Genomic DNA, 21,579 nt, shown 5'->3' with positions numbered 1-21,579 from the left:
GTCAGAGGAGCGCCCTTCGAAAGCGCGGCCGCTCATGACCTTGTGAGATTTTCGCAGTTGGCTCTTGCGTGCGGCGCGATTTGCGCGTTCCCTGAACGTCGCGGCGAGGCTCGCCGCAGCGCCCTCCGGCCTCCGGGTCGGGACCATGGTTCTCTTTGAGGAGATGCCCGCATATGCGTCTTTCTTCGCTCAGCGTCGCCGCCCTGACGGCTTTGGTCGCCTTTCCGGCCGCCGCCCAGGAAGAGCCGAAGCGTCTCAACGTCTATAACTGGTCCGACTACATCGCCGAGGACACGATCAAGAAATTCACCGACGAGACCGGGATCGAAGTCACCTACGACGTCTTCGACTCGAACGACGTTCTGGAGGCCAAGCTCCTCGCCGGCTCCTCCGGCTACGACATCGTCGTGCCGACGGGCAACTTCCTCGCGCGCCAGATTCAGGCCGGCGTCTTCCGCGAATTCGAAAAAGACAAAATGCCGAGCCTCGCAGGCGTCGATCCGACCCTCGCGGCGCGCGTGGCCAAATATGATCCGGACAATAAATATTCCGCGATCTATCTCTGGGGCACCAACGGCATCGGCTACAACGTCCAGAAGGTCAAGGAGATCCTCGGCGAGGATTACGAGCTGAACACCTTCGACCTTTTGTTCAATCCCGAGGTGGTGAGCAAGCTCTCCGCCTGCGGCGTGACCCTGCTCGACGCCGCGCCGGACACCTTCCCGGTGGCGCTGAATTATCTGGGCCTGCCTCATGACAGCTTCGAGCGCGCCGACCTCGACAAGGCCGCCGCTCTGCTCAAGAGCGTCCAGCCGCATATTAAATATTTCCACAGCTCGCAATACATCAACGATCTGGCCAACGGCGAGATCTGCGTGGCCTACGGCTGGTCGGGCGACATCCTTCAGGCCCGCGACCGCGCCGAAGAAGCCGGACGCGGCGTGGAGATCGGCTATGTGATCCCGAAGGAGGGCTCGATCCTCTGGTTCGATCTGATGACGATCACCAAGGACGCCGCCCATCCGCAGAACGCTCAGAAGTTCATCGACTTCATCCTGCGGCCCGACGTCATCGCCGAAATCTCCAATTACGTGCATTACGCCAACGCCGTCCCGGCCTCCGAAGAGCTGATCGACGAGAGCGTCCGCGCGGATCAAGGCGTCTATCCGCCGCAAGAGGTGATGGAGAAGACCTTCAGCTCGCCGATCTATCCGCCGAACGTGGACCGGATCCTCAATCGCCTGTGGACCGAGATCCGCACGGGCCGTTGAGCGCGGGCCGCTGAGATCGGGGCTTTTGGAGCCGCCGATCCTTCAAACTTCGCTCCGCCCGGCCGAGGGACCGGGCGGGGCCTCGCGCCTCCCCGCTCCGCAGGCGGGGCGGCGCTCCGGCCCAGAGCGCCACAGAGGGGAGAACGCGGAGCATGAGCCTCGCCCAGAAACCTAAGGTTCCGGGGGCCGCCGCGCGCGCGCCATGGACCGATCCTGACGCCAAACCCTTCATCCGCATCCGAAACGTCACGAAGAAATTCGGCGATTTCGTCGCGGTGAACGACGTGTCTCTGGATATTTATCGTTCGGAGCTTTTTTGTCTGCTCGGTGGTTCGGGTTCGGGCAAATCCACCTTGCTGCGCATGCTGGCGGGCTTCGAACAGCCCACCTCCGGCGCCATCGAGATCGAGGGGCAGGACATGGCGGGGGCGCCGCCCTACGACCGCCCCGTGAACATGATGTTCCAGTCCTACGCCCTGTTTCCGCATATGACCGTGGCCGAGAACGTCGCCTATGGCCTCAAACAGGACGGCGTCGCGCGCGCCGAACGCGACGAGCGCGTCGCCGAGATGCTGCGCATGGTCAAGCTGGAGCCCTACGGCAAACGCAAGCCGCATCAGCTCTCCGGCGGCCAGAGGCAGCGCGTGGCGCTGGCCCGCGCCCTCGCCAAAAGGCCCAAGCTGCTGCTCCTCGACGAGCCGCTGGGCGCTTTGGATAAGAAGCTCCGCGAAGAGACCCAATTCGAATTGGTCGGGATTCAGGAGAAGCTCGGCACCACCTTCATGGTGGTCACCCATGATCAGGAAGAGGCCATGACCCTCGCGACGCGCATCGGCGTCATGAATCAGGGCCAGATCACGCAGGTCGGCGAGCCGCGCGAGATCTATGAATATCCGCGCAGCCGCTTCGTCGCGAATTTCATCGGCGACGTGAACATGTTCGAGGGCCGCATCCTCGTGGACGGCGTGGATCACGCGGTGATCGCCTCCGAGGAGGCGGGCGCCCAGATCCGCATCGGCTACGCCGTGCCCGGTCGCGAGGGGGATCCCATCGCGGTGGCCGTCCGTCCCGAGAAGATCACGATGGGGCGTCAGCCGCCCGCCGAAGCGGAGAACGTGCTCTCCGGGGTGGTCGAAGACATCTCTTATCTGGGCGGCGTCTCGCATTACCGGATCAAGCTCGCCAGCGGAAAGCGGGTGCGCATCACCCAGACCAATCGCGACCGCCATGAAGACCCCATCACTTGGGAGGAATCCGTGTTCCTCTCTTGGGAGACGCCGAGCGGCGTCGCGTTGTCGTCATGAGCGCGGGGGATCTCACGGGGCCCGGAGCGGGAGCGGCGGCTCTCGATCCTTGGGTCCAGCGCCTCGCGCCGACTTTGCATCGGCTGGGCGTCTCGAAGGGCGCCGAAACGCGCGGCGGGATCTCTCTGATCGGCCTGAGTCTGGCTTGGCTGGTCTTCGCCGTCATGCTGTTTTCAAATAAGGGCGTGGGTTTCGGCACCATCATCTACGCCCTTTTCGGTCTGGGGCTGGCGCTCTGGATGCTGCGCGTCCTCACCGACGGGCGGCGCTTCGTCATCGCTCTGCCGATGATCTGGCTGCTGCTGTTCTTCCTCGCGCCCTTTCTGGTGGTGTTCAAGGTCTCGGTGGCGGAGCAGCTCATCGCTCAGCCGCCTTATTCGCCGCTCTTCACTTGGGCGGAGGGCAAGCTTCAGATCACGGCCCATCTGGAGAATTACCAGTTCCTCCTCGAAGACCGCTTCTACATCGACGCCTATTGGACCTCGATCAAGATCGCGGCGATCTCGACCTTTCTGTGTCTGCTCGTGGCCTATCCCATGGCCTACGCCATCGCGCGTTCTTCGCCCGCCTGGCGCAACACCTTATTGATGCTGGTGATTCTGCCTTTCTGGACGAGCTTTCTGCTGCGCGTCTACGCTTGGATCGGCATCCTGAGCAATAACGGCGTGATCAATAACTTCCTGATGTGGCTCGGCGTGATCGACCAGCCCATCGTGATGATGCAGACCAATTTCGCGGTCTATGTGGGCATCGTCTATTCCTATCTGCCGCTGATGATCCTGCCGCTCTACACCACGCTGGAGAAGCTCGACGGCACCTTGCTCGAGGCTTCCGCTGATCTCGGCGCGGGGCCCATCCGCAGCTTCCTGAGCATCACCCTGCCGCTTTCGCTGCCGGGGATTCTGGCGGGCTGTCTGCTGGTCTTCATTCCGGCGGTGGGCGAATACGTCATCCCGGCTCTGCTCGGCCCGAGCGACACGCTCATGATCGGCCGCGTGCTCTGGGACGAATTCTTCACCGGGCGCGCCTGGCCCATCGCTTCGGCGGTCGCCATCGCCATGCTGCTGTTTCTGGTGGCGCCCATCATGTTGTTCCGCAACGCGCAGGGCCAAACCGAGGAGGGACGCTGATGCGAAGCGGAAGTTTCCTGCTCATCGCCGCAAGTCTGGGCTTTTTATTCCTTTACGCGCCCATTCTCTCGCTGGTGGTCTACAGCTTCAACGATTCGAGGCTGGTGACGGTCTGGGGCGGCTTCACCACCAAATGGTACGGCGAGGTCTTCAAGGACACGGCTCTGGTCAACGCCGCCCTCGTGAGCCTGAGGGTCGCGCTGATCGCCGCCACTCTGGCGACCATCCTCGGCACCATCGCGGGCTTCGTGCTCTCGCGCTTCGGGCGCTTCAGAGGACGGCTGCTCTTCACGGGCATGGTCACGGCGCCGCTCGTCATGCCCGAGGTCATCACCGGACTCTCGCTGCTGCTGCTCTTCGTGGGGCTGGAGCAGGCGACCGGCTGGCCCGCGGGCCGCAGCGCCACCACCATCGTCATCGCCCACACCACCTTCTGCCTCGCTTATGTGGCGGTGGTGGTGCAGTCGCGGCTGGCGGGCTTCGACCGCTCGCTCGAAGAGGCGGCGATGGATCTCGGGGCGCGGCCGCTGAAGGTCTTCTTCTCGGTGACTTTGCCGATCATCGCTCCGGCGCTGATCTCGGGCTGGCTGCTGGCCTTCACCCTGTCGCTCGACGACGCGGTGATCGCGAGCTTCGTCTCCGGCCCCGGCTCGACCACTCTGCCTGTCGAGATCCTGTCCCGCGTGCGGCGCGGCGTGAGTCCGGTGATCAACGCTCTGGCCACCTTGATCATCGTGGTGGTGGCGGCGGGCTTCCTCATCGCCAGCCTGATGATGATCCGCGCCGAGCGTCAGAGGCGGCGCGACGAACAAAAAGCCCTCACGGGCAAATAACTCAGGAGCCTTCATGTCTTTCGCATCAGGAGCGGCGTCGTGACTTCCGAAAGCTCTGGCGACCGCGCCTTCCGAGCCGGGCCGCTGCTCGGCTCGGTCCCCGAAATGACTTATGGCGGCGCGCTGTCCTTTCTGCGCCGCCGCTATACGCGCGACCTGACCGGCGCCGACGTGGCGGTCAGCGGCGTTCCCTTCGATTCCTCGGTGACGAATCGTCCGGGCTGCCGTTTCGGGCCGCGCGCGATCCGCGAAGCCTCGACGCAATTGGCGGAGCTGAAATCCTTTCCCTACGGCTTCGATCCCTTCGAGACCTTGGCCGTGGCGGATTGGGGCGATCATTTCGTCGATCCGCATCACCCGACCGAGGTTCCCGCCCGCATCGAAGCCCATGCGGCGGAGATTCTGGCTTCAGGCGCGAAGATGCTGACCTTCGGCGGGGATCACTTCGTGGCCTATCCGCTGATCAAGGCCCACGCCGAAAAATACGGCCCGGTGGCTTTGATCCAATTCGACGCCCATTGCGACACTTGGGCCGATGATCCGGGCCGCCTCGATCACGGGACCATGTTCCTGCGGGCGGTGCGCGAGGGAATCGTGGACGCCGCCCATTCGGTTCAGGTGGGCTTGCGGACCTATAACGAGTCCGATTTCGGCTTTGAGATCCTGAGCAGCCCTTGGATCCACCGCGAGGGCGTCGCCAAGACCATCGAGGCCGTCCGCGCCCGGGTGGGCGAGAAACCCGTCTACGTCTCCTTCGACATCGACGTGCTGGATCCCGCCTTCGCGCCCGGCACCGGCACGCCCGTGCCCGGCGGCCTCGCGAGCTGGCAGGCTTTAGAGCTGATGCGGGGCTTGCGCGGATTGAATTTGATCGGCATGGATCTGGTGGAGGTTTCGCCGCCTTACGACCACGCCGAAATCACCGCTCTGGCGGGGGCGCATATGGCCTATGAATGGCTTTGCCTTCAGGCTCTGGCCAAGGGCGCGAAGCCCCGTCCTGTGGGGCGGCTCTGAAACCTGCTTTTTTCGACGCGCGCCGCCTGTGAATCCTACAGGCCGCGCCGCCTAACCAATCGACCTTGCGCTGGAGAGATCCGGCCTTCGCCGCGGCCTTCGGGCCGTGGCCCAAGGGTCGTTTCGAGCCTCGGGAGGAAGCTCAATGCTCACCAATCAAACGACCGCCCAATGGCGCGAGCGCGACGCCGCCCATCACTGGCATCCGCAAAGCGACATGAAGGAGGTGAACGCCCATGGCTCGCGGATCATCACGCGGGCGGAAGGCGTCTATATCCATGATTCCGACGGGAATAAGATCCTCGACGGCATGGCGGGGCTCTGGTGCGTGATGGTCGGCTACGGCCGCAAGGAGATCGGCGCGGCCGTCGCCCGGCAAATGGACGAACTGCCCTATTACAATCTCTTCTTCCAATGCTCCCATCCGCCCGCCACTCAGCTCGCCGAGAAGATCGCCAGCCTGACGCCGCCGGGGATGAACAAGATCTTCTTCACCGGCTCCGGCTCCGAGTCGAATGATACGGCGCTGCGCCTCGTGCGCACCTATTGGGCCGTGCAGGGCAAACCGGAGAAGACCATCGTCATCGGCCGCCGCAACGGCTATCACGGCTCGACTCTGGCGGGCGTGACCCTCGGCGGCATGAAGGCCATGCATGAGCAAGGCGGGCCGCTCGTGCCCGACATCACCCATATCGACCAGCCTTATTGGTATGACGAAGGCGGCGATCTCTCGCCGGAGGAATTCGGCCTCAAGGCCGCGCGGGCGCTCGAAGCCGAAATCGACCGCGTGGGCGAGAATCGCGTGGCCGCCTTCATCGCCGAGCCCATTCAGGGCGCGGGCGGCGTCATCATCCCGCCCTCGACCTATTGGCCGGAGGTCAAGCGCATCCTCAAGGAGCGCGAGATCCTCTTCATCGCCGATGAAGTCATCTGCGGCTTCGGGCGGACGGGCGAATGGTGGGGCTCGACCAGCTTCGACCTTCAGCCGGACGTCCTCTGCATGGCCAAGGGCCTGACCTCCGGCTATCTGCCGATGGGCGCGGTGGCCGTGGCGGATCGCGTCTCGGAAGTCATGTATGAAAAGGCCGGGGAGTTCACCCACGGCTACACCTATTCGGGCCATCCGGCGGCCTGCGCGGCGGCTCTGGCGAATATCGCGATTCTCGAAGGCGAGGATCTCGTGGGCAAAGCCAAGCGCGATCTCGCGCCTTACCTCAAGGAGAAATGGGGCGCCCTCGCGGATCATCCTCTGGTCGGCGACGCCTCGACCTTCGGCATGCTCGGCAAGCTGGAGCTGACGCCGAACAAGAAGACCCGCGCCCGTTTCGCCAAGCCGGGCCGCATCGGCGGCTGGACGCGCAATCGCTCCATCGCCAATGGTCTGGTCATGCGGGCGGTGCGCGATTCCATGATCATCTCGCCGCCGCTCAGCATCACGAAAGCCGAGATCGACGAAATGGCCGCCAAGGCGCTCAAGACTCTGGACGAGCTTCATCGGCATGTGAAAGAAACGGGCGAAATTTAAGGCTTTCGCGGGAGACAGAAAAAGTGAGCGAATCTGCGCTGGATCGTCTGGAGGCGCGGATTCGCGCGCGCGCGGCGGCGGGCGAGGCTGAAAAATCCTACACCGCCAGCCTGCTCGCCAAAGGCCCCGCCGCCTGCGCGCAAAAGCTCGGCGAGGAGGCGGTGGAGACCGTCATCGCCGCTTTGCAGGAGGATCCGAAAGCCTTGGTCTCGGAATCGGCGGATCTGCTCTATCACTGGATGGTGCTGCTCGCCGCCAAAGGCGTGACGCCTGCCGAAGTCTACGCCGAGCTGGATCGGCGCGAAGGCGTTTCGGGCCTCGTCGAGAAGGCTTCGCGCGCTCATTAGAGCGTTTTCCGACCCAGTTGGGTCGCTCAAACGCTCTAAGTTTTATTCTGTCGCGCTTTCGCGACGCGAAGCTTGGTCAGCTTCGCTGGAAAGCGCTCTAAGCTTTTTGGGAGAACGGCATGACCGCCTATGACGAGTCCAACGTCTTCGCCAAGATCCTGCGCGGCGAGATTCCGTCCAAGCCCGTCCATGAGGACGAGCATGCGCTCGCCTTCCCGGACATCAATCCGCTCGGCCCGACGCATATCCTCGTGATCCCCAAAGGGAAATACGTCTCCTTCGAGGATTTCGCCGCCAAGGCCAGCGAGGCGGAGATCGTCGGATTCGTGCGCGCCATCGCCGAGACCGCGAAGAAGGCCGGGCTGACTCAGGCCGAGGGCGGCCAAGGCTTCCGCCTCATCGCCAACGCCGGACCCGCCGCGCATCAGGAGGTTCCGCATCTCCATATGCATATTCTCGGCGGGGGGAACCTCGGCCCGGTGGGGATGCAGAAATCCCGCGACAAGGCCTGAAGCCTTTCTCTCATCGTCAAAAGAACGACCGGAGAGGGGCCGCAAGGCCCCTCTCTTCATCACGCGGCGTTCAGACCCGCCACATGGGCCTCCACGGCGTTCAGCGCCGCCTTCTGGTCGGCGGAGAGGCGATCCGCTTCGGCGAGCGGGCGCAGGATGGTCAGAATCTCCGCGTAAAGCGCCTTCGCCTCCGGCTCCGGGGCGACGGTGGCGGCCCGGTCCAGCGCCAGAACCAGCACATGCGCCGCCGAGACGTTGCGCGGATCGAGCGCCGAGAGTCCGCGCGCCAGATCCAGCGCCCGCGCATAACGGCGTTCGGCGCCCGGCTCGCCCTGCGCCCGCCCGAGATCCGCCAGTTTGATCAGCGAGAGGGCGAGATCCCGCCGCGCTTCGGCGTCGGAGGGGTCGGCGGCGGCGCGCGCCTCGCGGATCTGGAGATTCGCCTCATAGCGCGCCCGCGCCTCGCCCCAGTCGCCCAAGGCGAAAGCCGCGTCGCCCAGACGCTCCAGAGCCACGGCGCGATCTCGCTTTGCGGTGGCGCTGGCGGGATCCTTCAGCGCGATCTCGTCGAAGATCTCCAGAGCCTCGGCGTATTGGCCGCGCGCGCCCTCCGCGTCGCCCCGCCCCCGCAGGGAATCGCCGATCTTCACCGCCGTCACCGCCGTCTCGCGCCGCGCGGCGGATGCGGCGGAGGCCTCCGCCTTCAGCCTGAGCAAGGCCGCCTCGCGCGCTTCGGCCTCCGCGGAGGCGGCGCCCTCCGCCTCCTCCAGATCGGCGAGCAGATCCGCCGCCGCGCCCGCCGCCCAAGCCCGCTCGGCGTCGCTCGGACGACGCGTCGCGAGATAGGTCGTGAGGCTGACCGCCTCCTCAAGCCGGGCGCGCGCCTGAGCCAGATCGCCCAGATCCGTCGCCGCCCGCCCCTGAGTCCCGAGCGCCGAAGCCAAAGCCGCCTGAGCCTCTTCGCCGGAGGGGCCGGGCTCCACGGAGAAGGGCCGCCAGAGCGCCACGCTCTCCCCGGCGGCCTTGAGCGCGACGGAGGCTTCGCCCGCCGTCAGAGCCCGCCGGGCGCGCTCGGCGAGGACCGCCGCCTTCAGCTTGGGCTCGCGCGCCCGCGCTTCGGCCCAGGACAGGGCCTCGGCGGCCTGATCCTGCGCGCCGGTCTCCGCCAGAGCCCGCGAGAGCCCCAGCCAGGCCGCCGCCTGATGCGGCGCCGCCTGAGTCGCCTCGCGATAAAGGGCGAGAGCGCGCCGCTTATCCTCGGGATAGACGAGGCCGGCCAGACGCCACGCCGCTTCGGCGCGCGCCTGCGGGCCTCTGGCCTGAGCATATTCCGATTCGGCTTTGGCGATCAGCTTCGCGCCGTTCCCCTCTTCGGCGGCGGCCACGGCGGCGGCGAGTCCCGGCTCTCCGCGCCCGACCCGGCGGCGGAAGGCGTCCACGGCCTGCTCGACCAAAGCGCGCTCGTCGGGCGCGAGATCGACGTAGCGGCCGATCACCGCCCCCGCCGTGGCGGGCGGCGGAACCGCCGGCGGATGGACGTGGATGGAGCCGCCCGAGACGTCTCCGCCCACCATGACGGCGCCGGGGGATTCGTCGATGATTCTGGAGGAGATCGGCAGAGCAGGCGGCGGCTTGGCGGGCTTGCTCCCGAAATTATCCTTGAGCCACTTCAACGCGCCGCCCAGCGTGGCCACGGCGGCGACCACGGCGGCGATCTGCGCGGGCGGCTCCAAGGCCCCGAACCACGTCCAGAAACTCTCCCACCAAGCCTGCATGACGGCCCCTTTCCGAATTTTTCGGAAAGGTTAACGCTTTCGCGCGGCTGGGTGAAGCGCGGCGTTGCGGCCAACCGCAAGTTTGATTCCGGATCTCAGCCGGAGGCGGCGAAGAGGAGGAGGGCCATGGGCCTCACGCCAGCCCCTCCATCGCGGCCTCCACGTCCTTGGGCGTCCGCGCCGCGTCGAGGGCCGCGCCGCGCCTCAGGCGCAGCGCCTCCAGCCGCGCGACGGCCTCGCGCCATAAAGCCCCTTTGTTCAGCCAAATCTGCGCCAGTTGATCGGGAGTCTCGGCGGTCGTCCCGACCTCGGCGGCGAGCAGCGGATAATCGGCCGCATCCGGATCGCGCGCGGCGAGCCAAGCCTCCGCCTCGGCTTCCTTGGCGAGATACACCATCTCCTGACCGGGCAGATTCGTGATCAGGGCGGCGCGCGCGGCGGCGACATGCGCGATCAGGCGCGCCCGGGCGGCGGCTTTGGCCGCGCCCAGATCCCCGGACGCGACGACCGCCTCAGGAACCCCGGCGCGGCGGGCGGCTTCGGCGTCGGTGTGGATCATTCCGTCATATTCGATCATCGGGGGCCTCATAATGCGGCGAGAGTCGTCATGACGCGGGGCGGAGGAGGAGAGCCCGCCGGGATTCCGGCGATCCATTTGCCGGGAAGCGCCGCGCTGTAGCTGCTGGAGTAAAGACAAAGCGAGACGGCGCAGGCCATCGCGCCGATCACATGGCAGGGGGCCGCCGCGCTCTGCAGGACGATCCGCGAAAGATTGAGCTGAAGCGTGAAGCCGCCGATCTGCGCCCCGACGGGGGCCGCGAAAACGGCGTCGAGGTTCGGCGCGGCGCGCGGTTCGGCGCCGGAGGGGTCTTCGACGTAAAGCACGACGTTGTTGAGGACGACCGTCGTCCATGGGCTCGGCCCGGCGAACCAGAAGCCGCTATAGCGGCGGCCTCCCTCCGTCGCGAGATCGAGAGAGCGCAATTGCCTCTCCGCGGGCGCGTTCGACGCCGCGTCCCAGCCCTCGAGGATGAGCGCCGAGGACCAGCGCCAAGGCGTCTGCGCCCGCATGGCGGCGTTGTCCAGCAGCCGGATCCTCAGCACGCCGGAGGGCGGCGCTTTGGCGGCGGCGGCTTCAAGGGTCTTGAGAGGCTGCTCCAGCGTTCCCGGATTATCGTCGTCGCCCCCCGCCCATTTGACGTAGAGGGTGACGAGGCCCGGCGGAGGACGGGCGCTCCGCAAGGCGTCATGCAGGCGCAGCCCTCCGGCGCGAATCAGAGAGGTCGCGACGCCCGTCTCCTCATGCGCCGCCACCGCCAGCGTGCCGGAGGCTTGGTCATAGCTCGCGAAGCCGTAGCCGTCGCGGTCGGCGCCGTCGTCGGGCAACGGCCAGACATGGATTCTGCGCCAGCCGCCGGAGCCCTTCAGCACGCCCTCCAGCGGCGCGGCGAAGAGAGCAAGGCCGGGCGCTCCATAGGGCGGCGCGGAGGCGCTGGCGCGGATGCCGATCAACGCGCAGATCCAGGTCCGCCCGCCGCTCTCGGCGAGGAACAGATCCTGCGGCGCGTAGCCCCCGCTGGCGGGAACGTCCATCGCGCCCAGAGAGGCCCAGACCGCGCCGCCGTCCCGCGTCTCGTAGATTTCGGGCGCGCCGATTTCTCCGTCCCGCCGCAGCGCCATGAGCCAACGGCGTTCCGTGACCACGCACAGCGCCGCCTCCGAATAATTCGGACGGGCGCTCGCGACGACGAGGCGGGCCGTCTCCGTCGCCGTCTCCGTGTCGATCTCCAGCGCGTAATTCCTGTCGCCGCGATAGCCGCAGAAGAGCAGCCTTCCGCTCGGCGTCAGCACGCCGTTGCCGAAGGGAAGCGGACGCGGAGCCGAATCCCGCCAACCCGTCACGACCTGCGGCGGAGACCACAACTCGCCCTCCGCCGAGAGCTGCATGACCAGCTCATGCCCCCCCGTCTTCACAGGGCGCAGATAGAGCGCCACCGCCCGCCCATGACGATCCACGCCGCAGGAGACGTAATAGCCCCAGGCCGCTTCGCCGGGATTGGTCCCGGTGACGGGATCGGTGCCGTAGATCGTCCGGGGCGGGCTCCAGCTCGCGCCGCCGTCGTCGCTGACGGAGGACATGACGTCCGAGAAGGTCGCGGCGGCTTGGCTGGGGCTATGGCCGTAGCCGGACCACCAGAGCGCCACGAGGCGTCCGTTGGGCAGACGGCGCCCGACAGGGAAGGCTTCGTATTTCCCTCCCGCAGCGGAGACGACGGAGGAGAATCCTCCGCCGACGGCTTCCGCCGCGCGCCAATCCGCCACGCGCGCCGGAGGCTCCCAAGGGATTTCGCGCCCGTCCTTCAGTAGAATGGAGCCGCCGCCCACGCGCCGGGCCGCCGCCGCCGGAGACCAAACCGAGGTCGTCCGCAAGCGCCCGCCCTCCAGCCGCAGCGGCGCCCCGGCCGCAAGAGCGGCGGAGGCGGCGGAGGCGAGGGCTGCGCCGTCGTCGGGCGCGTCGGCCGCGATGAGGCGATGCGCCGCCAAGGGCTCCAGATCCCCCGCCAGCGCCATGAGGACGCCGCCGCGCGTCGCGCCGTCGCCGACGCGCAGACGCCCGCGCTCGTCGGCCACGGCCAGACCATGAGCCAGAACCACCGCGTTCAACTGCGCGCTCTCGCCGACCGGCAAAAGCGGGACGGAGACTTGCGTTTGAGCGTGGGAGGAAGAGAAGGCCGCCCCCGCGCCGCCATAACCAAGAGCCGTGACGACAAGATCCCGCCGGTTGAACATGGCGCGCCTCCTCCAATCAGGGCCGCATGGCCTCAGGCGCCGAGCCCGAAGGATCGCGAAGAGGCGCCTCCGGCGTTCGGCGGGAAGCCTCGCCGCCCGGCGGAAAGGGAGCGCGGAGCGGAGGACCTATGCGGCTTGCACGAAAAAAGCGGGCGAAACCCGCTTGATCACTTGATTCACAATATGAATTTCATGCGACGAAACGCTGACAAGCGTTTTCGCGCCCTTCGGGGCGCTTTTCGCTTTAGATTTTTGAGAGAGTTTGGTGGGTGTGCACGGACTCGAACCGTGGGCCCGCTGATTAAGAGTCAGCTGCTCTACCAACTGAGCTACACACCCTTACGCCCTTCGAACAGCTTGGCTCGGCGGCGAATAGGGGGCTTATAATCTCCGGTTTCAGGCTTGGCAAGAGCCCAGAGGCGGAAAAACGTCGTTTTCTCCTCCGTTCTGAAAATTTCATTCCCCGCCGCCGTCTCCTCCGCCGCCGTCTCCGAAGCCCCCGTCATACTCCCCTATCCCGCCGCCCTCGGCCCCGGAGCCTTCGCCGCGCCGCTTGCGCTCCTCCGCGTTCCGCTCGAAAAACAGGGTCGTCCGCCAGATGATCAGCAGGCAAATCCCAAGGAACAGGATCAATTCCATCGGCCTCTCCCCCTCCTAAAAGATGCGCGAGCATGAATATGCTCTTTTGAGGAAGAGAACTCCAGAGACATATCCCCGGTCTCTGCGCCCCATGCTCCGCCGCTTTCTTTTCCTGCTGCGCTGCGTTAGACAGCCGACGAGCCTTCAATCGCCCATCGGAGCATCAGGGAGCGCATTCCATGGTCGCCATCATCGACGTGACTGGCCGCGAAATTCTCGACAGCCGAGGAAACCCCACCGTCGAGGTGGACGTGGCTCTGGAGGATGGGTCTTTCGGAAGGGCCGCCGTGCCCTCGGGCGCCTCGACGGGCGCGCATGAGGCCGTCGAACTGCGCGACGGCGACAAGAACCGCTATCTCGGCAAGGGCGTGACTCAGGCCGTCGAGGCCGTGAACGGCGAAATCTTCAGCGCCCTCGTCGGGCTGCGCGCCACGGATCAGATCGAGGTCGATCAGGCTTTGCTCGATCTCGACGGCACCGAAAACAAAGGCCGCATCGGCGCCAACGCCATTCTCGGCGCTTCGCTGGCCGTGGCCCGCGCCGCCGCCGAAAGCGTCGGACTGCCGCTTTACCGCTATGTCGGCGGAGTCTCGGCGCGCCGTCTGCCCACCCCCATGATGAACATCGTCAATGGCGGCGCCCACGCCGACAATCCCATCGACGTGCAGGAATTCATGATCATGCCGGTCGGGGCCGCGAGCTTCTCCGAGGGCCTGCGCTGGGGCGCCGAGATCTTCCATACGCTCAAGAAAGAGCTGAAGGCCGCCGGACATAACACCAACGTCGGCGACGAAGGCGGCTTCGCGCCGAATCTCGCCTCGACCCGCGCCGCGCTGGATTTCGTGGTCAAGGCCATCCAGACCGCCGGCTTCAAGCCCGGCGAAGACGTCATGCTGGCGCTGGACGCCGCCGCCACCGAATTCTTCAAGGACGGCCTTTACCACCTCGACGGCGAGGGCCTGAAGCTCAAGCCCGCCGAAATGGCCGCTTACTGGGCGAAGCTCGCCGGGGATTATCCCATCCTCTCCATCGAGGACGGCATGTCCGAAGACGATTGGGAAGGCTGGAAGATCCTCACCGACCAGATCGGCGGCAAGGTCCAGCTCGTCGGCGACGATCTCTTCGTGACCAATCCGAAGCGCCTCGCGCAGGGGATCAAATCGGGCGTCGGCAACGCCATCCTCGTGAAGGTCAACCAGATCGGCACCCTCACCGAGACCCTCGAAGCCGTCGAGATGGCGCATAAGGCGGGTTATCGCGCGGTGATGTCCCATCGCTCCGGCGAGACCGAAGACTCCACTATTGCAGATCTTGCCGTGGCCACGAATTGCGGGCAGATCAAGACCGGATCGCTCGCCCGCTCCGACCGGGTGGCGAAATATAATCAGCTCCTGCGCATCGAGCAGGAGCTGGGCGCGGCGGCGATCTACGCCGGACGCGACGTGCTGAAAGGCTGATCTTATGGAGCGCGCCGGGTTTTGGGCGGATCGGATCGGATTATGGCTGCTGCCTGCGGCTCTGCTGGCGGGGGTGGCCTATTTCACCTTCCACGCCTTTCAGGGCAAATACGGCCTCGTCGCGCGCGACGAGCAGCTGGCTCTGATCGAGCGGCTCGACGCCCAGCGCACCGAGCTGGATCGGGAGATCGCGGCGCTGGAGGGACGGGTGAAGGGGCTCGGAGAAGACGACCTCGACCCCGACCTGCTGGAGGAGCGGCTGCGCGCCACGCTCGGCTATCTCAAGACGAATGAAGTGATCATCCTGCCCTAAGCGGATGATCCTCGCCTGAAGGCGGGCGCGTCTCCCTGACGGGGACGCGCCCTTTTTTTCGGCCTGCGCGTCAGACGGGCTTGCTCATCAGCACAAGCTCCTCGGCGGAGGAGGGATGCACGGCCAGAACCCGGTCGAGATCCTCCTTGCGCGCGCCCATTCCCACCGCCACGGCCAGAGTCTGGATCATCTCGGCGGCGCCATGGCCGCAGAGATGCGCGCCCAGAACCTTCTGATCCGACTTGGAGACCACCAGCTTCATCAGGGTCCGCTCGTCGCGGCCGCCGAGCGTATGAAACATCGCGCGGAACTTCGCCCGATAAATCTCCGTCTCCCCCAGGGCGCGGGCCTGCGCCTCGGTCAGGCCGACGGTTCCAATCTCAGGCTGAGAGAAAACCGCGGTCGGCAGAGCGGAAAGCTCGACTTTGGTCCGCACCCCCTCGAAGACCGTCCGCGCGAAGGCCGCGCCCTGACGAATCGCCAGAGGCGTCAGAGCCACGCCGCCGATCACGTCGCCCACCGCGAAGATGGAGGGAATGCGGGTCTGGAAATATTCATCCGTCTGCACGGCCCCCTTGGCGTTCAGCTCGACGCCCGCCGCCTCCAGCCCAAGCCCCGCCGTGTTCGGCGCGCGCCCGATGGCCGCAAGGATCGCGTCGACCTCAAGAACCTCTCCGCCCGCGAAATGCGCCCGCAGGCCGGAGGACGTCTTCTCGATGCGCTCAAGGGCGGCGTTCAGGCGCAGATCCACGCCTTTCTTGGTCATCTCCTCGGCGAGATGGGTCTGAAGATCCGAGTCGAAGGTGCGCAGCAGATTCGGTCCGCGATGGGCTAAAGCCACCTCCGCGCCGAGCCCGTTGAAGACTCCCGCGAACTCCACCGCGATATAGCCCGCGCCCAAAATCAGCAAACGTTTCGGAAACTCCGACAGATCGAAGACGTCGTCGCTGATCAGGCAATGCTCCGCGCCCGGAACCGGGGGCAGGCTCGGGCGGGCGCCCGTGGCGATCAGGATGTGGCGGGTCTCCAGCAGGCTCCCGTCGGCGAGGCGCACCCGATGCGGATCGGCGACCGTGGCGCGCTGAGGAATCGTCTCCACGCCCGCCGCCTTGAGATTCGCGCCGTAAATCCCCTCCAGACGGTCGATCTCGCGGTTCTTCGCCGCCACCAGCTTGCCCCAGTCGAAGACCGGCGCGGCGGGCAGGCTCCAGCCGAAGCCCTCGGCGTCGTGGAAGCTCTCGGAGAAGCCGGAGGCGTAGACATAGAGCTTTTTCGGCACGCAGCCGCGAATCACGCAGGTGCCGCCGACGCGGCTTTCCTCGGCCAGAGCCACCTTCGCGCCCGTCTGAGCGGCCATGCGCGCCGCCCGCACGCCGCCGGAGCCTCCGCCGATCACCACGAGGTCGTAAGGGCTCTGGGTCATGGGAATCTCCTGCGAAGGCGTCTGGCGGGAGGACGCGTCCGCGCGAATCCTCCGGCTGCGGGAAGCTATCCCGCCGGCTCTGAAGACGACATGCGCCAAAAGCGCGCCGGAAGACGTCCCGCCTTCCTCAAAGGGGGAGGGTCAGTCCTCGTCTTCCTCGTCGAGGACGAGAAGCTCCACCGAGCCGTCCGGCGCGCCGATCAGGGCGCGGGTGGCGTAATCGATGAAGAGGCCGGAATCCACCACGCCGGGAATGGTCGGCAGGAAAATGGCCAGCTCATCCGGATCCGGAATGGATTCAAGCGGATAATCGAGGATGTAATGGCCTTCGTCGGTCAGGAAGGGCGCGCCGCGCGCCATGCGCAGCTGGCCCTCGACGGGACGGCAACCGAATTCTTCGAAGGTTTGCTCGATCAGGGCGGCGGTGTTGCGCCATCCGAACTTCACCACCTCGATGGGCAGCGGAAAGGCGCCGAGGCGCTCCACCTTCTTGGAGGAATCGGCGATCACCACCATCTCGTTGGAGGCCGCCGCCACGATCTTCTCCACCAGAAGCGCGCCGCCGCCGCCTTTGATCAGGCGAAGCTCAGGGTCGATCTCGTCGGCGCCGTCCACCGTGAGATCCAGCCAGCCCAGTTCGTTGAGCGTCGCCAGCTTCAGCCCGACGGATTCCGCCAGCTCGCCCGTGCGGATCGAGGTCGGCGCGCAGACCAGCTCCAGCTTCTCGCGCTTGGCGCGCGCGCCCAGCAGCTTCACGAAGATCTCGGCGGTCGAGCCGGTGCCCAAGCCCAGACGCATCCCCGGCTCCACCAGAGCCACAGCCTGCTCGGCCGCGGCCTTCTTGCCTTTGTCGGCGGCGTTCGTCATGGAATCCCCCTTCGCCCGCGCTTGTCGCGCGCCGCATATTGCGATGCGGCGCAGGCGGCGTCAATCCAGGCGCCGACCCCCGAAGGGAGGAGGCGATCTAGCCGAAACGCCGCCGCGGCCGCTCGGAGAACCAGGACCACAGCAACAGAAAGAGGCCCAAGCCCGTCGCGATCAGAGCGCCCGGCGCCTCCAGCAGAGGACGCACCGCCGAATTCCAGAAGCCCTGCGAGAATTCTTCGGCCGCGAAGCCCGCGAAGCCTCGCAGACTCGCCGGATGCAGCCGCTCCCAATATTGGCCGAAAGGCCGCAGATCCACCGCCGTCGGCGGCCCCTCGGTGGCGGCGTAGTCGAAAAAAGCCGCCGCGATCCCGAGGATCAGAAAGAAAAAGCCGAAAAAACGCCTCACGGTTCGAACTCGCCTTGCCCCGGAGCCGGCCCCCTGCCCGCCCGCTCAGGATCCCCGCCGGAGATAAATCCGGCGCGGCCCCAAAATGGACATAAAACCCTTCAGGGACAACCGTCGAAACGACGCATATCGCCCCACATCAGAACATTGCGCGGAAAAAATCGCCGATAGCGCCGAAAATCCGTCCGTCTTTGGCGCGACAGGCCGCGCGGGCGCGACGCGCCTCCGAATCTTTCAGGCCCATTTCAAAAGCCCGGTCCAGATCCTCCTGAGCCCGCGCGCATTCGCCGAGCAGCCGCAGCAGCTCGCCGCGCCGCGCCAGCAGAACCGGATCGCCCGGCGAAAGGCTCAAAGCCTGAGTCAGATCGGCGAGGGCGCCGTTGGTCATGCCCCGCGCGGCGAGAAAGCGCGCCCGACCCGACAAAGCCGCCGCCGAACCTCCTGAAAGCTCCACCGCCAGATCGTAATAGCCGCCGATCTCATGATCGGAGAGGTTCAGGGCCATGGCCGCCTCTCCGCGCGCCAGAGCCACCTGATCCAGAGGCGCGCCCGCCACCTCGGCGGCGTCCAGCTCGCGCATGGCGGCGTTGGCCTGATCCTGCGCCAGACGCGCCCGCGCCCGCACCAGAGCCGCAGGCCCCGCCTGAGTCGGAGACCGCCGCAGACGCTCGGCGTAATCGTAAGCCGCCGCCACGTCGCCGAGAGCCAATTGCGCCTCGGCCATATAGAGCGTCGCCTGAGGATGGCGGTCCGAAAGGCGCAGAGCGGCGGCGGCGTCCTGAACGGCGGCGGCGGGCTGGCCCATCGCCAGCAAAAGCCCGGCGCGCTGAGTCCAACTCTCCGGATCGTTGGGATGGGCCAGAACCGCCGCGTCGTAGAAGGCCGCGCCCTGCATCACGCTGGACTGGAATTTGATCCGCCCCAGCGCGTCGCGCAGATCGGAGGCGGTCGGATCCCGGGCGGCGGCGGCGGCGAAATCCGCCTCGGCGGCGGAGGTCTGGCCAAGCCGCAGACGCGTCACGCCCCGGTTATACAGCGCCGAAGGATCCCCCGGACGCAGCTCCAGCACGCGCTCGAAGAGAGTCAGAGCCCGCGCCGGCTCGCCCGCGTCCAGCATCATGCGTCCGCGCTGGAAATCCAGCAGCGCCCGCATCTCCGGCTGATTCTCGATGCTCTGGAAGACCAGATCCGCCTCCTGCCAGCGCCGGGCGTCGCCGAGGGCCGCGCCATAGGCGTAGCGGGCCATGGCCTTGCGCTCCTGCGGCGCCAGCTCCACGGCCTCGCGCAGATCCTCCAGAGCCTCCTTCGTCAGCCCCGCCGAGCGGCGCAGGGCTCCGCGCTCGGCCAGAAAGGCGTAGCCCGAAGCGCCCCGCGCTCCGGCGAGCTCCATGGCCGCCAGAGGATCGAAATCGCCGCCCGGCGGACGGCGCTGCGCCTCGCGGGCGCGGATGCGGCGGAGCAAGGCCTCAGGATCGTTGGGCCGCGCCTCGGCGGCCAGACGATAAGACTCCTCGGCCTCCGGCCAGCGGCGCAGGGCCATGAGCGAATCGCCCACCGCCTGCTCCGCCGCGCCCGAAGGCGCGCCCATTTGTCCGGCCGCCTTGAAATGAGTCAGCGCCGCCTCATAGCCCGCCAGACGATAAGCCGTCTCGCCGCGCAGCATCTCCAGACGCCAGCCGTCGGCGCGCAGGCCCCGGGAGGCGGCGGCGTCGAGGGCCATCTGCGCCTCCTCCGGCGAAGAGCCGAGCGCGAGATGGACCGCCGCCCGCGCCAGAGCCGTCTCGGCGGTCTCCTCCATTTGTCGGTTGCGCGGCGGCAATTGCGCGAGGGCGCGGCTCTCGGCGGGGGAGCGCCCCGCCGCGCGGTCGAGGGCCGCCTGAGTCAGAGCCCGCCCGAAGACGGCCCGGTCGCGCAAAGCGACGTCATGGGCGGAGCCCCGCCCCTCAAGCTTGGCGAGCGCCATGTCGTAAAAGCCGACCGCCTCAAGGCGGCGTCCGGCCTCCAGAGCGCGCAGGGCGGCCTCCAGATCGATCTCGGCGCCGAGGCGGGCCTCGGCGGCCAATTGCGGATCGGCGGCGGAGAGAGCGGGCGCAGGCTCCGAAAGCGGGGCGGCCTCCTGAGCGGCGGCGCCTCCGGCCGCCCAACAGGCCGCCAGCATGACCGCGACGCGGAAAGACTCCGCGCCCATCCTCGCTTTTCTCATAATCCTCATGATCTCCCGCCCGTCCCGCCGCGCTCCGCCGATCCCGCCGAAGGGTCAGGAGACGCCATGGAAAGCCCTTGTCCGTCAAGGCGGAATCGCGGTCCGAGGCCGCGCGGAGGGAGAGAAGCCGAAAGACGGAGCCTGCGGACGCCTGACGCGCAAGAGCTTCCGCCGCGCCGCGAAAAGCGCTAGGGAGGGAGGCGCAGTCTTCGAGGAGTCCTTCAGCATGTCCGCCGCCCTTCGCGAACCCGAACCTAAATACATCTCCGGCGCCGAGGGCGAATGGGAGGTCGTGATCGGCATGGAGGTCCATGCGCAAGTGGCCTCCGAAGCGAAGCTCTTCTCCGGCGCCTCGACCAGCTTCGGCGCCGAGCCCAACGCCAACGTCAGCCTCGTGGACGCCGCCATGCCCGGCATGCTGCCGGTGGTCAACGCCTTCTGCGTCGAGCAGGCGGTGCGGACGGGGCTTGGAATCGCCGCGCGGATCAATCTGCGCTCGGGCTTCGACCGCAAAAACTATTTCTATCCCGATCTGCCGCAGGGCTATCAGATCAGCCAGTTCAAGACGCCGGTCGTCGGCGAGGGCGAGGTGCTGGTGGAGCTTGAGCCGGGCGTCGCGCGCAAGGTGGGCGTCGAGCGCATCCATCTGGAGCAGGACGCCGGAAAATCCATCCACGACCTCGATCCGGAGTCCTCCTTCGTGGATCTGAACCGCTCGGGCGTGGCGCTGATGGAGATCGTGTCCAAGCCGGACATGCGCTCCGCCGAGGAGGCGGGCGCCTATCTGCGCAAGCTGCGGACCATCCTGCGCTATCTCGGGACTTCCGACGGCGATATGGAGAAAGGCAATCTCCGCGCCGACGTCAACGTCTCGGTGCGCCGCCCCGGCGGGCCGCTCGGCACGCGCTGCGAGATCAAAAACGTCAACTCCATCCGCTTCGTCATGCAGGCGGTGGAGACCGAGGCCCGGCGTCAGATCGCCATCCTCGAAGACGGCGGCGAGATCGATCAGGAGACCCGGCTCTTCGATCCCCGCAAGCTTGAGACCCGCGCCATGCGCTCGAAGGAAGAAGCGCAGGATTACCGCTATTTCCCGGATCCCGATCTGCCGCCGCTCGTGCTGACCGAGGCCTTCGTCGAGGGAATCCGCGCCGGGCTGCCCGAGCTGCCGGACGCCAAGACCGCCCGGCTCGTCGCGCAATATGGCGTGACCGATTACGACGCCTCCGTGCTGGCCGCCGAACGCGCCTCCGCCGATTTCTTCGAGGAGGCCGCCCAAGGCCGCGACGGCAAATCCGTCGCGAACTGGATCATCAACGAGCTCTTCGGCCGCCTGAACAAAGAAGGGCTGGATCTCGCCGCCTCGCCGATTTCGACGGCGCAGATCGGCGGCGTGGTCGATCTGGTCGCCAAAGGCGACATCTCGGGCAAGATCGCCAAGGATCTCTTTGAAATCCTCTGGACCGAAGGCGGAGACCCCGCCGCTCTGGTCGAGGCGCGCGGCATGCGTCAGGTGACCGACGAAGGCGCCATCGAGGCCGCCGTCGACGCCGTGATCGCCGCCAATCCCGAAAAGGTCGAGCAGGCCAAGGCCAAGCCCAGCCTCGCCGGATGGTTCGTCGGACAGGCCATGAAGGCCATGGGCGGAAAAGCCAATCCTCAGGCGCTGAACGAATTGGTCAAGCGCAAGCTCGGCGTGGAGTGAACCGGAGGCGGGAGGGCGCCGCGAATCGCCCTCCCCCTCCCTTCGGCGTGATTTTCACTGGCCCG

19 protein-coding genes and 1 tRNA gene are annotated in these 21,579 nt (G+C 66.8%); 11 read left to right on the top strand and 9 right to left on the bottom strand.

Features of this window, described 5'->3' with window-relative positions; translation table 11 throughout:
- The first annotated feature begins 173 nt into the window (after positions 1-173).
- From B161_RS0104420 to B161_RS0104385, 8 genes are all read left to right on the top strand, one after another.
- Entirely contained in the window at positions 174-1,271 is a 1,098-nt protein-coding gene (locus B161_RS0104420; protein WP_018632161.1) for a polyamine ABC transporter substrate-binding protein, read from the top strand.
- Positions 1,272-1,423: 152 nt separating this feature from the next.
- Entirely contained in the window at positions 1,424-2,575 is a 1,152-nt protein-coding gene (locus tag B161_RS0104415) for an ABC transporter ATP-binding protein (protein WP_018632160.1), read from the top strand.
- Positions 2,576-2,814: 239 nt separating this feature from the next.
- Positions 2,815-3,705: an ABC transporter permease subunit gene (locus B161_RS16695; protein ID WP_051085734.1), complete on the top strand. Its 891-nt coding sequence runs from the start codon at positions 2,815-2,817 to the stop codon at positions 3,703-3,705.
- Entirely contained in the window at positions 3,702-4,538 is an 837-nt protein-coding gene (locus B161_RS0104405; protein WP_407635460.1) for an ABC transporter permease subunit, read from the top strand. Before B161_RS16695 ends, B161_RS0104405 begins: the two co-directional genes overlap by 4 nt.
- Before the next feature lie 105 nt (positions 4,539-4,643).
- Positions 4,644-5,552: an agmatinase gene (gene speB / locus B161_RS0104400; RefSeq protein ID WP_083922910.1), complete on the top strand. Its 909-nt coding sequence runs from the start codon at positions 4,644-4,646 to the stop codon at positions 5,550-5,552.
- Positions 5,553-5,697: 145 nt separating this feature from the next.
- Positions 5,698-7,077, top strand: coding sequence for an aspartate aminotransferase family protein (locus B161_RS0104395; RefSeq protein WP_018632156.1), 1,380 nt, complete (start codon positions 5,698-5,700; stop codon positions 7,075-7,077).
- Between the two features lie 23 nt (positions 7,078-7,100).
- Positions 7,101-7,424, top strand: coding sequence for a phosphoribosyl-ATP diphosphatase (locus tag B161_RS0104390; RefSeq protein WP_018632155.1), 324 nt, complete (start codon positions 7,101-7,103; stop codon positions 7,422-7,424).
- Between the two features lie 119 nt (positions 7,425-7,543).
- Positions 7,544-7,936, top strand: a complete 393-nt coding sequence (locus tag B161_RS0104385) for an HIT domain-containing protein (protein WP_018632154.1) — start codon at positions 7,544-7,546, stop codon at positions 7,934-7,936.
- 59 nt (positions 7,937-7,995) lie between these two features.
- Here B161_RS0104385 and B161_RS0104380 read toward each other — a convergent pair whose 3' ends face one another.
- The 5 genes from B161_RS0104380 to B161_RS0104360 all read right to left on the bottom strand — a co-directional run bounded on the left by B161_RS0104380 (position 7,996) and on the right by B161_RS0104360 (position 13,140).
- Positions 7,996-9,711 carry a tetratricopeptide repeat protein gene (locus B161_RS0104380; RefSeq protein WP_026310188.1) on the bottom strand — a complete coding sequence of 572 codons (1,716 nt, stop codon included), beginning with the start codon at positions 9,709-9,711 and terminating at the stop codon, positions 7,996-7,998.
- A gap of 133 nt (positions 9,712-9,844) precedes the next feature.
- Complete coding sequence (locus B161_RS18590; RefSeq protein ID WP_018632153.1) at positions 9,845-10,288, bottom strand: hypothetical protein; 444 nt, start codon at positions 10,286-10,288, stop codon at positions 9,845-9,847.
- An 8-nt stretch (positions 10,289-10,296) separates the two neighbouring features.
- On the bottom strand, positions 10,297-12,501 hold the full coding sequence (locus tag B161_RS0104370) for a sialidase family protein (protein ID WP_018632152.1): 2,205 nt from the start codon (positions 12,499-12,501) through the stop codon (positions 10,297-10,299).
- Positions 12,502-12,764: 263 nt separating this feature from the next.
- A tRNA-Lys gene (locus B161_RS0104365) sits at positions 12,765-12,840 on the bottom strand.
- A 117-nt stretch (positions 12,841-12,957) separates the two neighbouring features.
- On the bottom strand, positions 12,958-13,140 hold the full coding sequence (locus B161_RS0104360; protein ID WP_018632151.1) for a hypothetical protein: 183 nt from the start codon (positions 13,138-13,140) through the stop codon (positions 12,958-12,960).
- Between the two features lie 179 nt (positions 13,141-13,319).
- Here B161_RS0104360 and eno point away from each other — a divergent pair, with 179 nt between their 5' ends.
- Positions 13,320-14,597: a phosphopyruvate hydratase gene (gene eno, locus B161_RS0104355; protein WP_018632150.1), complete on the top strand. Its 1,278-nt coding sequence runs from the start codon at positions 13,320-13,322 to the stop codon at positions 14,595-14,597.
- Positions 14,598-14,601: 4 nt separating this feature from the next.
- Positions 14,602-14,910, top strand: a complete 309-nt coding sequence (locus B161_RS0104350; RefSeq protein WP_018632149.1) for an FtsB family cell division protein — start codon at positions 14,602-14,604, stop codon at positions 14,908-14,910.
- 70 nt (positions 14,911-14,980) lie between these two features.
- Here the strand turns inward: B161_RS0104350 and gorA are convergent, their stop codons facing one another.
- The 4 genes from gorA to B161_RS0104330 form a co-directional block, all read right to left on the bottom strand.
- Positions 14,981-16,333, bottom strand: coding sequence for a glutathione-disulfide reductase (gene gorA, locus B161_RS0104345; protein ID WP_018632148.1), 1,353 nt, complete (start codon positions 16,331-16,333; stop codon positions 14,981-14,983).
- A gap of 141 nt (positions 16,334-16,474) precedes the next feature.
- Positions 16,475-17,200, bottom strand: coding sequence for a ribose-5-phosphate isomerase RpiA (gene rpiA / locus B161_RS0104340; protein ID WP_018632147.1), 726 nt, complete (start codon positions 17,198-17,200; stop codon positions 16,475-16,477).
- Positions 17,201-17,297: 97 nt separating this feature from the next.
- The gene (locus B161_RS0104335; protein ID WP_018632146.1) at positions 17,298-17,606 is read right to left on the bottom strand and encodes a hypothetical protein; all 309 of its coding nucleotides are present in this window, start codon (positions 17,604-17,606) and stop codon (positions 17,298-17,300) included.
- Positions 17,607-17,745: 139 nt separating this feature from the next.
- Entirely contained in the window at positions 17,746-19,794 is a 2,049-nt protein-coding gene (locus tag B161_RS0104330; RefSeq protein ID WP_018632145.1) for a tetratricopeptide repeat protein, read from the bottom strand.
- Between the two features lie 241 nt (positions 19,795-20,035).
- Between B161_RS0104330 and gatB the strand changes: the two genes are divergently transcribed.
- Entirely contained in the window at positions 20,036-21,514 is a 1,479-nt protein-coding gene (gene gatB, locus B161_RS0104325) for an Asp-tRNA(Asn)/Glu-tRNA(Gln) amidotransferase subunit GatB (RefSeq protein WP_026310186.1), read from the top strand.
- Positions 21,515-21,579: the final 65 nt, after the last annotated feature.

The sequence above is a fragment of the Neomegalonema perideroedes DSM 15528 genome, assembly GCF_000374145.1.
Lineage (GTDB): Bacteria > Pseudomonadota > Alphaproteobacteria > Rhodobacterales > Rhodobacteraceae > Neomegalonema > Neomegalonema perideroedes.
Note: the sequence above shows the minus strand (reverse complement) of the source record. Positions and strands in the feature narration are given on the sequence as shown.